The sequence below is a fragment of the Bythopirellula goksoeyrii genome (assembly GCF_008065115.1).
Lineage (GTDB): Bacteria > Planctomycetota > Planctomycetia > Pirellulales > Lacipirellulaceae > Bythopirellula > Bythopirellula goksoeyrii.
Genome location: NZ_CP042913.1, coordinates 1,775,009 through 1,789,419, shown reverse-complemented (window position 1 = coordinate 1,789,419; position 14,411 = coordinate 1,775,009). Strand labels below are relative to the sequence as shown.

At 50.2% G+C, this 14,411-nt stretch carries 11 protein-coding genes; 4 read left to right on the top strand and 7 right to left on the bottom strand.

Annotation, left to right across the window (positions count from 1 at the left end; all coding sequences use genetic code 11):
• Together Pr1d_RS07160 and Pr1d_RS07155 are read left to right on the top strand one after the other, a co-directional pair.
• Nucleotides 1–768 (top strand): PP2C family serine/threonine-protein phosphatase, encoded by a 768-nt coding sequence (locus Pr1d_RS07160; RefSeq protein ID WP_148072899.1) that lies wholly within the window; start codon nt 1–3, stop codon nt 766–768.
• Nucleotides 761–2,830, top strand: coding sequence for a helix-hairpin-helix domain-containing protein (locus Pr1d_RS07155; protein ID WP_148072898.1), 2,070 nt, complete (start codon nt 761–763; stop codon nt 2,828–2,830). The genes Pr1d_RS07160 and Pr1d_RS07155 overlap by 8 nt, the downstream gene beginning before the upstream one ends.
• Nucleotides 2,831–2,838: 8 nt before the next feature.
• On the opposite strand, the gene Pr1d_RS07150 is transcribed toward Pr1d_RS07155, so the two are convergent.
• Nucleotides 2,839–4,323, bottom strand: a complete 1,485-nt coding sequence (locus Pr1d_RS07150) for an ATPase, T2SS/T4P/T4SS family (RefSeq protein WP_148072897.1) — start codon at nt 4,321–4,323, stop codon at nt 2,839–2,841.
• 298 nt (nt 4,324–4,621) lie between these two features.
• Between Pr1d_RS07150 and Pr1d_RS07145 the strand changes: the two genes are divergently transcribed.
• The gene (locus Pr1d_RS07145; protein WP_148072896.1) at nt 4,622–5,500 is read left to right on the top strand and encodes a hypothetical protein; all 879 of its coding nucleotides are present in this window, start codon (nt 4,622–4,624) and stop codon (nt 5,498–5,500) included.
• Here the strand turns inward: Pr1d_RS07145 and Pr1d_RS07140 are convergent.
• Nucleotides 5,490–7,049 carry a GGDEF domain-containing protein gene (locus tag Pr1d_RS07140; protein WP_148072895.1) on the bottom strand — a complete coding sequence of 520 codons (1,560 nt, stop codon included), beginning with the start codon at nt 7,047–7,049 and terminating at the stop codon, nt 5,490–5,492. The genes Pr1d_RS07145 and Pr1d_RS07140 overlap by 11 nt on opposite strands.
• 556 nt (nt 7,050–7,605) lie before the next feature.
• On the opposite strand from Pr1d_RS07140, the gene Pr1d_RS07135 reads away from it, so the two are divergent.
• Nucleotides 7,606–8,790 carry a hypothetical protein gene (locus Pr1d_RS07135; protein WP_148072894.1) on the top strand — a complete coding sequence of 395 codons (1,185 nt, stop codon included), beginning with the start codon at nt 7,606–7,608 and terminating at the stop codon, nt 8,788–8,790.
• A gap of 86 nt (nt 8,791–8,876) precedes the next feature.
• Here the strand turns inward: Pr1d_RS07135 and Pr1d_RS07130 are convergent, their stop codons facing one another.
• The 5 genes from Pr1d_RS07130 to Pr1d_RS07110 are packed head-to-tail and all read right to left on the bottom strand — an operon-like array spanning nt 8,877 to nt 14,089.
• Nucleotides 8,877–10,157 (bottom strand): hypothetical protein, encoded by a 1,281-nt coding sequence (locus Pr1d_RS07130; protein ID WP_148072893.1) that lies wholly within the window; start codon nt 10,155–10,157, stop codon nt 8,877–8,879.
• Nucleotides 10,158–10,173: 16 nt separating this feature from the next.
• On the bottom strand, nt 10,174–10,827 hold the full coding sequence (locus Pr1d_RS07125; RefSeq protein WP_148072892.1) for a hypothetical protein: 654 nt from the start codon (nt 10,825–10,827) through the stop codon (nt 10,174–10,176).
• A complete protein-coding gene (locus Pr1d_RS07120) occupies nt 10,824–11,888 on the bottom strand; it encodes a PulJ/GspJ family protein (protein WP_148072891.1) in 1,065 nt (354 codons plus the stop codon). The genes Pr1d_RS07125 and Pr1d_RS07120 overlap by 4 nt, the downstream gene beginning before the upstream one ends.
• 42 nt (nt 11,889–11,930) lie before the next feature.
• Nucleotides 11,931–12,410: a pilus assembly FimT family protein gene (locus Pr1d_RS07115; protein WP_148072890.1), complete on the bottom strand. Its 480-nt coding sequence runs from the start codon at nt 12,408–12,410 to the stop codon at nt 11,931–11,933.
• A 53-nt stretch (nt 12,411–12,463) separates the two neighbouring features.
• Nucleotides 12,464–14,089, bottom strand: a complete 1,626-nt coding sequence (locus Pr1d_RS07110) for an HD-GYP domain-containing protein (protein WP_168205103.1) — start codon at nt 14,087–14,089, stop codon at nt 12,464–12,466.
• Nucleotides 14,090–14,411: the final 322 nt, after the last annotated feature.

Genomic DNA, 14,411 nt, shown 5'->3' with positions numbered 1-14,411 from the left:
ATGACTATCGAGTGGCGTTCCATTGTCCGTAGTGTGCAGGGAGAATCGCATGTTGCGGACGATATCCCGTGTCAAGATAGCAGCCGAGTGCGAGTCTTGGAGGGGAAGTCTGTCGGAACGCTCGTTGCTTGTGTGGCCGATGGTGCTGGTTCGGCAAAACATAGCGCAGTCGGTTCGTTGGTAGTTTGCAACGCGATCGTTGAATGCGTGGATGCCTATCTGGAGGCTCACGGCACGATCGCCGATTTAGATGAATCGCAGATTATCCAATGGTGCGACGTGGCACGACAGCGACTCGATGAAGAAGCAAAAGTGCGCGAGTCACGATCTGCAGAGTTTGCCACTACGCTCTGTGCGGCAATCCTCTCACCGACCGGTTCGTGTTTTTTTCAGATCGGCGATGGCGCCATCGTCCTTGAGCAAAAAGGTGTCCATGGTGTCGTGTTCTGGCCCGAATCGGGCGAGTATATCAATACAACCACCTTTCTGACTTCGAAGGAATACCGAGATCGATTGCAACTCTATGTCACGGAAAGTATCTTCTGCAACGTAGCTATGTTCACCGACGGGATAGATCGAATTGCCTTGCGATTTGATTCTCAAACTCCTCATTCTCCCTTCTTCGAGCCGCTTTTTCAGGCGTTGCGTACTCTACCGGATTGGCAAAGCTTGGGAGACAAATTGGAAGGTTTCCTTCGCTCTCCCTCTGTGAGCAGCCGCAGTGACGATGACAAAACTCTCCTCTTAGCTGCCCGAAAAGATGACTAGCGCACCAAGATTGTTTGATTCGCAAGGAAACGAGATTCATCTCGGCGATATCATTGGGAAAGGAGGCGAAGGAAGCGTCTACAATATTGATGGGGACGAGAACCTCGTTGCCAAGCTCTATCACCAACGACCCTTGCCTGCCGAGATGCTGGCGAAACTCCATGCGATGATCGGGCTGCGAACTCCAGAATTGGATTCAATTTCTGCCTGGCCTCGGTCATTGGTGCATGACCCTCGCAGTCGTGATGTACTGGGAATCATCATGCCCAGAGTTCACGATGCCCTCCAATTGCATGAGCTTTATGGGACAGCAAACCGAAGACGGAGTTTTCCAGAAGCCCGTTGGCACCATCTTCTATTGGCGGCACGCAATATCGCTGCCGCATTCGAGACGATGCATTCAGCAGGCATCATCGTGGGCGACGTGAACCAGGGAAACATGTTGGTCGATAACAACATGTGTGTTCGCTTTATCGATTGCGATTCGTTTCAGTTTGAAAGTGGTGGCCGGGTATTCGCTTGCCCTGTGGGAACTCCTCATTTCACTCCCCCAGAATTGCAATCGCAAAAGTTACGCAATGTTCAGCGGACCAACGACCACGATGCGTTCGGCTTAGCTACCGTGATCTTCCATTTACTTTTTGTGGGTCGCCATCCATTTGCAGGAAGGTATCTTGGTGAAGGGGAATTGTCGATCGAAACGGCGATTGCCGAGAGACGATTTGCGTTCTCGCGACATGGTGATGACACACAGGTCGAGCCTCCTCCAGCGTCTCTACTGCTCAATGAACTTCCGGCCCCGATTGCCCAGATGTTCGAGTTGGCCTTTCGCAACAATGGCGATCAAACAACACGTCCTTCCCCGAAGGAGTGGGTTGCTCAGCTTGAAACGCTAATTAAGCAGCGAAGCATTTGCTCTTACGATCGACTACATGTTTATTACAACCAACTCGCAAATTGCCCCTGGTGCCGGATCGAAGACGCTGGCGGCCCCGCTTTTTTCTTTGCAGAAAGTGGCTTGTCGATGGTTTCCGTCGGTCGACTGGAAGCCTTGGATCGGAAGATTCAGCAACTGCAAATCCCCGAGTTCGTCGATCTCTCGCCCGGACAACTCAAGTTGCCTAGCGTCTTGAAGCCCAAAAAGCTGGCGAAGTCTCCCCCCGCCACGATGTGCGACGTGGCGGCCAGTGCGATGGTCGCGGCTGCAAGCCTCTGTTTGCTTGGAATCAAGTGGCTCCCTGCGATCGGAATTGGTGCAATTACTTCCCTTGGTGCGGGAGCCTATTTGATTTTCAGCAAGCAAGGCCGAGACCAACGAGAACGCGGCGCAATTCTTCTTGAGAAACTGGAGCAAAATCAAGCTCAACTGGCCAAGGGTGCACGTCTGATCATGGCGAAGCATCAAAGTCGCAAGCGACAATTTGCTTCCTCAGTCGAAGACCTCAAAAAGGCTTACGAATTGTATCAGTCCGAAGAATCGCAGTTACAAGATGTGCTCGCCATCCAACGTGCGGCACAATTGAATCGCTATCTGGCGAGTCAACTTATTCAAGACAATATTACTCGGATCCCTGGCCTGACGTCGTCGATACTATCGATGCTGGAATCTTATGGTGTGGAATCCGCTCTTGATGTTGACAATTTGAAACTAATGGGTGTTCCCATGCTGAGTCCAGAACTGGCATTGGAACTCTTGAGTTGGCGTGAGAGTGTTACGGCCTCATTTAAGTTCAAACCGGAGCATGGAGTATCCATGGAGGACGCCAAGCTCGCAGGTGAAGCGGCCTTACGTCGTTTCAAGATCGCGCAAGCACGCAAAGTGCTGATGGGAGGCACTCAACTCGAGGCGCTCTCGGAAGTAGGAAAAGCTGAGGTGGCGCGAGATCTCAAGCGGTTCAGTGACGTGGCCGACAAAGGACGCCAAGTGGCCAACCAACTTCGAGAATTTCAAAGCGGCCGCAGATTCTTGGAACGAGAACTCAACCGACACCCTGCTGTGACGGCAGCGGCGGCGGTGGGGATTCCTGTAGTGGGGTATATCTTGCGAATGATCTTCGGTTAAAGACATCTCTACTGCCAGATGAGCACACCCAGAATCTCGTCGAGGCTAGTAGCCCCTGCCAAGAGTTTGTCGATCGCATCATCATGCAAACGTGGCATTTCTTTCTCTCGCATGTAATCGGCCACCTGATTTTCATCGCAATTGGCAACGATGCGACGTGTCAACTCTTCATCGATTGGCAACATCTCGAAGATGCCGACTCGCCCGTGATAGCCTCGTTCATTGCATCGTTCGCAACGCCCAGGTTCGTAGATAATGCTACCTTCGAGAGAAGGCTTGCCAAGATTAGCGGCTTCGACTGCCGTGAGATTCCGCGGTTTTCGACACTGGGAACAGAGCCGTTTCACAAGTCGCTGGGCAACACATAATCGCAATGTCGCGGCGACCTGATACGATTTCACCCCCATATCAATGAGACGAGTAATGACCCCAGCAGCAGAATTCGTGTGCAAGGAACTAAACACCAAGTGCCCTGTGAGCGCCGCCTTGATCGCGATATCGACCGACTCAAAATCTCGTATTTCGCCGATCATAATCACATCAGGATCACTGCGAAGGATGTTACGCAGCACGGTCGTAAATTGCACCTTGTCAGCAGTATCGACCTCGGCTTGAGCAACTCCCACAATATCGAACTCAACAGGGTCCTCGACTGTGATGATCCTTCCTGGATAATTGGCTAGACGGTGACGCAGGGCGGCATAGAGAGTGGTTGATTTGCCGCTACCCGTCGGCCCGGTCATTAGGATCATACCCTGCTGCTGGCAGGCGTATTTGACGAACGTGTCGTAGGTACGACGCGACATTCCTAGCCGATTGAGTGTCAGTTCTTCTGTTTCTAGCGCAAGCAAACGCAGTGTCATACGTTCCCCGTGAGTGGTAGGGAGGCATGCGGCGCGAATACTTACTTTGCGCTTTTCTTCATCAAAGCTGTGAACGAATCGGCCATCCTGAGGCAATCGCCGTTCAGCGATGTCCATATTCGAGAGAACCTTGTAGCGACTCACAACTGGGTTGTGGAGATTCTTGGGAAGCTTACGAATCGTTTCCAACTCGCCATCAACACGAATCTGGACGAGGGTGATGTTTTGCTCGGGATCAACATGCAAATCGGAAGCGCCTCTCAGAAAAGCAATCTTCAACATGTCGTCGCACATCTTCACAATGTCTGGCGGTTCGGCAGGGGGCTTTTTAGAGCTTGCTTTTTTTCCGCTTCCATCTTTGCCCTTACGACCCATTCCGCGAACTAGAGAGCCAAAGGCTGTAACCGAACTCCGATCGTCTTTCTCATCTTGCCCATCGGAACCTGGAATAACCGTAGTCAGCTCTAGCCCAGGGACATAAGCGGCAATGACCCACTCATTGGAATCTATATTGCGAACTCGATGCGTCGGCATCAGATTGCCCGCTACGGCCCATTTCTGGAGTTTTTCCAAGGGATAGGGGCCGTAAGTATTACCGTCGCCAATCTCGAAAAACCATTGGTCATTCATCGAATCACATCCGGAATTCAATCATGGGAGAGAAGTTTGCACCGATGGACCACTGCAAAGAGGATAAGGACAATCCCATTCTATCTTAATCTCCTTTAGCGCGGTAGCAGCGCCAGGCAACTCCTCTCCTTCGCAACCTATCAGGGCACGGTTGTAACGGTTGTGGGGAACTTCTCGTCGGTTAATCTAAACCTGCAAGAACTTTTTCGTGGAAAACCAGGTGGCCTGCAATGAAAATGGAGGAAAGCCTGAGCGTTCTGCTCACGGCCAAACTTCTTGTTCTCCATGCGGGTTTCACATGACTTTTGGAACAGACCAGATCCGCCGTACGATGCTGACTTGGCTTGGGGGATGCGTTCTAGGCATCTGCTCGTTTGCTTCCGCACAGGCAACTATAGAGATTAAGACGGCTGATGGACGTTTGCTGACCGGTGAAATTGACAGTCGAACTGATTCCAACACTCTTTGGATTCGCAATGATCAAGAGGGCATCGTACTAACAACAGCAGTGCCATGGGATGAAGTCGCGACAGCTCGACTCGATTCCAGCCAGATGATAGCCGATGATATGTCCCAACTTGTGACAAGCGAGCCCGCAGCTTTTCTAACGGAATACGAGGTTTTCGACTACGATCCTGTAGCGGCAAAATTGCTCCTTCCAGCACTCGCTCCACACTCAAGAGTAATCGCCCTGGAAGTCCATGCGAGACTGGCAAATCTCGACCGTACCGTCGAACCTGACGGGATATCGGTAGCCGTGGCACCTATCGACGCTCACGGAGAGATCATCCCCGTGTGTGGCAGCGTCTCGGTTCGCTTGGTAGGAGAATTCGTTGACCAATTCACAGGCAGAGTGAGCTTTGCAGAAGTTGAAAGTTGGAATGCGACCATCACTGAATCGATGTATGCAGATGACTTGGCAATGGTCCGTTTGCGTTTTCGGCAGTTGCGTCCAGAATTCGACCTCGACCTTTGCACTTCTGCTTTAGTGAATGTGCGTCTGGGAGTACCGGGTGTCGGCAACTTTGAGGCCAGCGCCCCCGTTGAACTGAGAAGATTCAATCCGTTTCGCGAACAACTACAGTATTATGAAGGAAGTCGATTTTACAGCAACGAGCTTACGCACAACACCAAGCAATCTAGTTTCCGAGCTTTCAACAGCCGCTTTACACCTTAGGTAAGGTCTCTGAAGTAAAACCGCTTGCGAATTCTTCTCGGTGTTCGTTCGTAGTAGAAGTCGATGCAGTCAACACGTCGGTACCGGCAGCTTGAAAGTATTCGACGCATCCTATTACTCTGGCCACCGCGATTTGAAGTGCCACATCAGCATTTGAGATCGTCGAGTTTGGCTTTTCATTTCGACTCACTTCTGCGACTCCAATGCTGACAGAATAGGAGAGCCCTGGATACTGCGAATCGCAATAGATAGTGGCTTGAGCACAGATTCTCTCTAGCGGTACGGAAGCACCTTGGAGGGTCGTAGAAGGCATGAGAACTCCGAAAGTATCATTTCCATAGCGAACCACCAGATCAGTTTCTCGCAGTTGCGAGCAAACAAGACTTGCTGTCTTGGCCAATAGGCTTTTTCTCGCATGGATTTGACTAATGGGAGTCAATGCGAAATAGTTGACTCGCACGAGAGCAAGGACGAGTTCTGTTCCATAGCGACTTCTCTCTGCCGCTCTGCGACGCAACTCTTCTAACAGCACACGCTTCCCAGGAAGCCCCGTCGTTTCGTCGGCGTAGGCTTCCAAAAAGGTAGTGGAGAGATGTCCTTTGGACACAAGTGAATCTGGGGAGGCAACAAATCCTGCACCTTGATGGCGACAGGACCGCCCATCATGAAAGTAAACACAGTTTCTGCCAGCTTCTTTGGCAGAATACAAGGCTGCATCTGCACGCCGTGTTAACGAATCGAGGTCGTCATCTGGTTGGAACTGCGCAAAACCTATGCTGACGGTTGTGCGAAGTGTGAGTTCATTGTAGGTAAATCGTCGCGACTCGATCAAAGTGCGGATACGCTCGGCCACGTCTTTGGCTTCGGACAGACTGATTCCTGGCAGAATTATACTGAATTCTTCCCCACCGTGGCGCGCTGCAAGATCGGACTTGCGAATAGTTGCTTGCAGCACATCCGCCACCCCCTTCAAGACGGCATCTCCAGCAGGGTGGCCGAAACGATCATTCAGTTTCTTGAATTGATCAATATCAAGAATCACCAAAGTCACGGGGGTCCCGTCTCGTTCACGCTGGTTAACTCGGCGATTGAGCTCAAATTCGTACGCTCTGCGGTTGGCTATACCTGTCAAAGGGTCGGTAAGTACATCCTTCTGGTGTTCTTTTCGGAGGGTTTCCAGAGCATCTCGCCAACCATCACTAAGTTTTCCCACGAGAATGGCAACCAGCATAATCGTGGCAGTCCAAACGCAATAGGTCGGCACTAGGTTGTCTGGCAATGACTGCGTCAATGGTCTTATCGTACCGGGAATCAAAACAACGGTCGCCGATAAAATACAGAACAACGCCATGAAGCGTGCCCGGTAACTCCCCAAGATAAAGCCTGTTAGCACCACCGGGACGTAGTACAAGTGAAGCAGGACAGGATCGTGTCGCTCATACTTCCACATGACCAGGGTGACCATGCCGACAGCTAGCAGCAGACCGTACTCTATGAGTACGGATTGCTTGTACTTGGCCGTGATGTTTTTGGGGAGCAAATGGAACATGTATCAAGTAAAATGGGGCGTGCCTGCCAAGCAGCACTCGCTGGGGTTCGGACTTTGGAATGGGAGTTGGACGGTGTGACATTAGTCACTCTTGAATCGAGACTCCCGTTGAAGGTTAGTCCGCAAAACAGAGAAAAGTGGCTAATTACAAGCGTTTGGGAGCATTTTCACAGGCCAGCGAACGGGGCAATCGCCACAAGCGGACCAACCTAGAGAGGGGTCCCCAAAGACAAGATGATTGCAGATCCAAATGAAGACCTCGCCTTGGATTACCCATACTCTGCCGGTTGTAGTACCCTGCTCCACGAATCCTTGGCGGCGAGAACTACTCAGGCAAATTGATCGACAAATCCAGCACAACTGTTAATGACGAAAAGTCTTAAAAAAGGGCGGAATGCTCTTTTATGCCGCTTGGGGCTCTGCCTATAATGGCGGTTCGCGTATAACGGCATGCTAGTTAGAAATACCTAGTCAAGACACCTTGTCGTTTTTTTAACCGTCGCACGTTAGATGCGGATTATTTCACACGGCAACAATTCTGGAGATCGTAGATAGCATGATTAACAATCGCATGGAAAAGCGTCTTCGCATGGAAGTACTCGAAAAGAAACAACTCTTAGCAGCTGATTTGAGTGTTGCGGTTATTGATGGCGATCTGGTGATCACCGGCGACGCCAATCCAAACGCATTCGCCCTTCGCAGTGGTGATACCGATGGAGGTCAATTTGAAGTTGTTCTGATAGGTCCCGGGCAGGTGGACGACACAGTAAACGGTGTAACGAAGTCCGATGGGGAGCCTTTCTTATTTAATGGCGTCACGCGCGATGTAATTGTCAATACTGGAGGTGGAGATGACACTGTCCGCATTATTGGTGGCTCCAGTACGAATGAACTTGACGCTCTGCAATTTCCCGGCGATTTGAGAATCGATCTGGGTGACGGCGAAGACGAATTGTTCATGGGAACTTCGGCCTCTTTTACTCTTACTCAGTTCCCTTTGGCAATCGCTGACGATTTAGTCATCCTAGGTGGGGCTGGAAATGATACTTTCGATGTGACGGCGGTCCACGTCGCTGACGACTTTACTATTGTTGACACGGAAGGATCGAATACTCTTACCATGCCACTTGGGTTATCCTTCCCTAACAGCAATGAGTCAACAACGATTGGTGATGACTTTGCAATTCTAATGGGGAATGGGAACGACCAGGTATTTGTCAATCAAACCATCGTTGGAGATAATCTCTTCGTTGATCTCGGTGGCGGTGATGACGCCGTAGATGGACTTTTGAGCACGATCAATGGATCCACCTTTGTTAACTTAGGAAGCGGAAGTAATCAAGTTGATATTGCAGTAACTGATGCTGGTAACTCGTTGACTATCCTCGGTTCGGGGGCAAACGATGTAGTTCTTACGCAAGTGAATGCAAGTTCTCTTATTGCAGTGATCACTGCCAGTGGAGATGACCTCATCACTCTAGACGGTTGCACGACCGGAACGGGTATTATCACAACGGGTGATGGGCAAGATGAAGTCGAGATTTTCGATTCGGCCTTCGAAATGTTGTTCGTCAAACTTGGTAAAGGCGACGATATACTCACTCTCGAAGATGTTGAGGTACTAAAGCTGGCTCTGCTTCATGGCGGCCAGGGCAACGATACCCTAGTAGAATCTGGGGACATCGACATCAATCTAGAGCTTGATCTCGCTTTCGAAACCATTGAAGATTATACGGTGTAGATCGTAGCGTCGATCAGTCAAGAGATGGGAGAACCGCAGGTTCTCCCATCTCTTTTTTAGTTGTTGACTGGTCACATTCTTCCGTCTCAGAATGCCACTTGTTTCCAGGTGCCTGGGACAATTTGCATGTCCGCGCCCGAAGCAAACCCCGGGGGAGCATTATTCAGGAACTTTGAATCATAGTTGAAATTTGTACTTGCATCAGCCTGTACTGTTCCCGATACAACGACGACACCCGTGTATGTTGAACTACGAGTGACATGCAGATTGCCATCGATATAGACAAGTCCTTCAAGTGTGCTTGTGTAATTGTCTGTTGTGTCACTGTCAGAAGTATTATTGTATGGAGTATGCGCTGGGTTGAAATTGACCCCTGTAGTTGATTCCGAGAGTGAAATATTTCGATCCCAGTCCATCTGAACTGGTCCTTCCACCATTAGAGCTGGAAAGTTAGAAATTGCCGGCTTCCAGTAAATGGAGCCTTCCAGCTTTACTCCACCGGCAGCATTGAGAAATACTAGAGTTCCTTCGATGCGACAGTTTCTCAATGTCATGCTGCCTCCTTGGCAGTCGATCACGTAAATCCCTTGTGAGTTTTGGACGCCTAATCCGTATGGATTACTTCCTGGGCTGATTATGCATTGCTCGATGTGAGAGCCAATGCTACCGGAGTTAATTGAAGTCCCATTTGCGATATAATACTCAAATACCGTTGTCGGATCAGGCATCACGCGAGGTGGTGTTCGGTTCGTATAAGTAACGTCAGTAACAGTGCCACTGATCGCACCTGTCGACCAGGCCTCTCCCTGGATACTCATCCCTCCAGAAATCGTGATGTCGCTATTCGCGCTCACCATCTGGTCGGTGACAACTGTGGCCTGAACGAAAATTGGTCCGGCACTATGCAGAGATGCCTCGAGGCAACTGATTCCTGCACCGGTTGGCTGAAGCAGCACTTCGACAACACTGGTGGCACCCCCTGCAGTTCCCACTGAACGGAGAGTTACGGCGTCTTGATTGTCGTCATCGAGATCGCCATCGGAGTCGGTCAGTGTGAAGTCAAATTGGCCGGAGCCGGTGAGTATGCTGAGTAAACCGCTGAGTGTATTCGTTATTCCACTAGTAAATTCATTCCTCCAAAGTGGGTTTGATTTGATCTTGCAAACTGCGAATTCGACGCCAGACTCAGCCATCAGCCGTGCCCGAGAAATTTCGTTCACTGCGATGACTTCCCGCATCTCTATCCGAGCAATATGTATCGCGGTGATGCTTATGACCGCCACGATCAGTGAAACGCCCAGCACAGCCACATAAATTGTGCCGATTGGCTGACGGGAATTTCGATTGGTGAGTATCTTGCGAGACATGGATTCTATCAATTTCCTAAGGAGCATCATCAGCAAGGTTCGTGAGGTGGGTTCCAATGTAAGAAACCGGAGTTCCAGCCCCCAATTGAAGTGAAGCACCGATCCAACTGACAGCTGTTGTATCCATGACCGGGGTCTGCTCCAACATTCCCCATTTCGAGCGGTAGGCTGTCAAAGTGTTGGTTATGCCATCAGGACTGGTAACTGTAACAGTGATTTTCTTTAGATTCGTGTCCAAGATCCCAACTAGTCCTGTTAATGGATCAATCCATGTCACATCCACTTGTCGGCGCCAATTCGAGAGACCTGCCACGGCAGCTCCACTCTTTGACTTGGTTCCTAGAGAGTTGTAGTTATCATAATCATCAACATCATCGAAATCTGAGCGATTAGACGCTGATTCACCAGTCTCTCTGCCAATCAAAAGACTACTTGTTTCGGGATCCTCATAAGACATTGTGAGGATTTCCGACATCAATTCCATGGCCAGGCAGGATCCTGCTAAACGTGTGGCGTTGAGTCGCTGAGTCCGATAGACACCTCCCACTGTCTCTAAGGATGCAACCAATGTGACCCCAACCAAGAGCGAGGCGATCGCGACCTCAACCAGGCTAATGCCTGCCCGCGGAAGCCCTTGAATTCGAATTGAAGGAAAATGAAACTGCTTCATGGATTCACCTCGGGTGCTATCGCGATAGTAACGCTGGTGAATTCCTCAGCACCTACGAGCGTGAAGGCTGAAGCCCCACTATTGCCTGCAGTGCTTTGTTGCATATAGCCTGCTCCACCGGACGTTGCGCTCGAGCTTGTGCTGCTCGAATCCATGGTGATCAGACTATGCCCAACTAAACCGAGTACGTTAAGTGTGATGGGATAACTGTCGAAGCCTGCAAGTCGCAGTATCAATGCGTTGTCTACGGAGCTGACAACTGCTGGACTTGGTGCTGTGAGTATTGCGTAACCAGATTCCATGGCGAAGGCGTTGATTGGGCTTGTTGCATCGTGACCCTTGAAACGCATAACCCATCCATAAGCTTGCTCACTCAGAGCCCAATTGAATTGATAACTCCCAGGTTCACTACTAGACGCAATCTTCCACCATACGCCGAGAGTTTGTCGGATGGATCCTCCTGAAGGGCCAATTGTGATGAGATTCCACCCAGAGGGTCCAACAAGAGACGAAGTAACATTGCCATCGGTAGCAACAGCTGCAATCAGCAAATCTCCCTGGGTGGTCCCTGGTGGCTTCGTAATCGCAATCGAACTGCCATTGCTCGCTAGTTTTGCGGATGTCATTTCCTCGAATACGACGTTGCTCGCAACAGGCGTAACCAGTGATTCGGCTACCATATCTCGTGTGAGAGCAGTCGTATTGAAACTTTGCACATCGGTGGCGATGTTGACAACCGTACCGCCGTTGTACTGATAGGTGAGAGGATCTCCGGGAGTACCCGTCCAGGCATATCGGATGACTTCAGGAGCACTGTCGCCATTGCGGTCAGGCACGGTGAAGGTGAGTGCCGTAGCAGTACGCTCGGAAAACTCGACCGCTTTGTTGAGATCGGTCGCCAGATCATGCAGTACGACAGCCGCTGTGCGTGTTTTCTGCGACGCGTTTACGTTGAGTGCTTGACTGGAAATATAGAGTGACGACGCCAGTCCAGCCACAAGTATCGTACTTGCCGCGAGGGCAACCGTTAGCTCAATCAAGGTAAACGCATGTCGTTGCATGGCTGAGCGTGGAAGTCGTCAATTCAACAACAAGAACATTTGCTACTGAATCAACACTTGCCCTTCGGAGTTGACTTGAATGGTTTCTGTTGTGCTGCCGGAACTGATTACGATCGTTCCTGGATTATCGGGACGTCCGTGAATGTCGAATTTGACATTGCTGGTACCGGCAAAATCTACCGTGTCAATTTGGGAGTCATACTTGCTGTCGCTCAAATTGACCACATAGAACTGATTTCGTCGGTCGATATCGTTGACGCCAACAAGAGCATAACTCTCGGCAATAGCATCAAAACTGACAGATTGGCTGGAACTGGACTGCTGAGCAAGACGTCGTGCGTAGTTCAGGTCGCTCTTGACCAAGTTCGCTGCACCGCGAGCCCGAGTCGCTTTCAAAGCCGTATCAAATTTTGGGATTGCTATACCAGCCAGTATCCCAATGATCAATAGCACGATTGTCATTTCGATCAATGAGAATGCCGAACGCTGCACGAATCGGGCCGGAATCTGTGGTTGGGACATCGGTTGTAATTGGTACGCTTGCGAGCTATCCACAATTGAACCCTCTCTGGGAATCACACTGCCACGCTGTTCTCGCTTATCTCTTGCTCGAGTGCCGAAGAAGCTCGTTGTGTTCTCTTTGGTAGGGGAGGGCGGCTGTAGGATTCGCGAATCTCTTGAATATCGGGTAAGATTCGTAGAAATGCGTCAACAAGGTCTGCATCCCATTGAGTTCCTGCACCTTCGGCAAGAATATTGATCGCCTTTTCTAGGGGCATTCCCGGTCGGTAAGTACGATTGGAAGTCATGGCATCAAACGCATCCACGACGGCCAGTAGGCGACCCTCGAGCGGGGTTTCATCACCTCGGAGATTATCCGGATACCCTTGTCCATCGAAACGTTCGTGGTGATGGAGTACGCCGGGCAAAACATAGTCGAGTTGCTCGAGGCCTTGTAAAATGCTCCACCCCAACTCCGGATGTTGTTGAATTTCAGCAAACTCTTCCGATGTAAGTGGGCCATCTTTTTTTAACACCGAGTCCTGTATGCCAATCTTGCCCAAATCATGTAGCAGTCCCGTAAGATAGATTCTCTCACAGACGTCTTCACCAAGGCCGATCTCAACTGCAAGGCGCCGGGCATAGAGTGCGACTCTTTCGCTGTGACCGCAGGTATAGGGATCACGCGAATCGATGGCCGATACAAGAGCGCGAACGACGTTGACAAGCAGCTTTTCGCGTTCTTCAAATAATGACAGGTTGTTTGAATGGGATCCCAACATCGCAGCCGCAGTTGTTAATAGCGACGTCTCACGCGAGCCGAGTTCGTTTTGACTTAAGACCCATCTGGCATCCGTTGAATTCTCAGAGTCTAATTCGTTGCGGTTGATAGCGACCAACCAGCCTATTCGGGTGAGGGTCGTTGAGACCGGTACGATGATCAGTTCCTGAACTGTGCGAATGCCATAGCCTAATTCCAAAGGTTTAATCTGATTTCGTACCAGAGGTCTGCCATTCAGTTGACCCGACACACTGTCGGTGACAGCTTCGATTTGCCAGTTCGCAAGAGCTTGATTCGTTTTACTCGAAGCACCCCACGATGCACGCACTTCGGACTTTCCTTTGACGTTCTCAAGGAAATACAGTTGCTCGATTCCCACAAGTTGCCCCAACAAGGACAACGTGTAGTTTGTAAGCTGAGTGAGGCCCTGATTGTTGTTTTCGAGAGTTAAATGCTCAGCCATAGATCGCAGGAAAGTGAGCTCCTCGAAATCTTCCGTCACTTGCCGCAGGAAAACGGAGTTTTCTTCACGAAGTCCTTCCAACTCTTCAAGCTGCTGTTCCACTTTGAGAGTCTGTTTAATTGAAAACAATAATAATTGGAGCGAATCGGTATCCACTACTCCAGTGAGGACCCGGGGGACTCTCGTTTCTGGATCCTTCCAGGGAATCGCCACAAGAGTAGCGCCCGTGTCGATGTTCATTGTCGCAAGTCGCCGAGTGCTGCGAACTGTCAAACAGATCTCTTGAATAGAATCTTCATCAAGTGCAGTGGACTCCATGCCTCCAGACGAACATACCCATTTATCGCCGCTGTTCGTCCAAGTATCGAATCGCATACCACAAGCATCTTCCAATTCGCGGAGTTGACGCGACTCAGTCGCTTCACTCAGCGGAATGTCTGCAAGTTCGGTTGTCATGACGCGCATACTCCGAGCGATTTTCAACGAGCAAGGTGTGCCGATCCTGAGAAGCTCTATTTCAATTGCATCGCAAAATGAGCCCAGGGAATCTGTATATATCCGAAGAATAGCTTAGTTATTCCAGTTGCAAGCTGCTGCTGATGGGTGAAGTTTCGATTGTAGGGCAGGTGAGGATTAGGATGGGAAGTATTGGAGATTGTTCCCATCACACTGGCTACACCGCCGAGATCATAAGCTATTTATTTCTAGGCCCATACTGAATATCGAAGAAACTCTCTCGCTCTTTAGTGTGGCCACCATTGTGCAAGCTAAGGTTTAG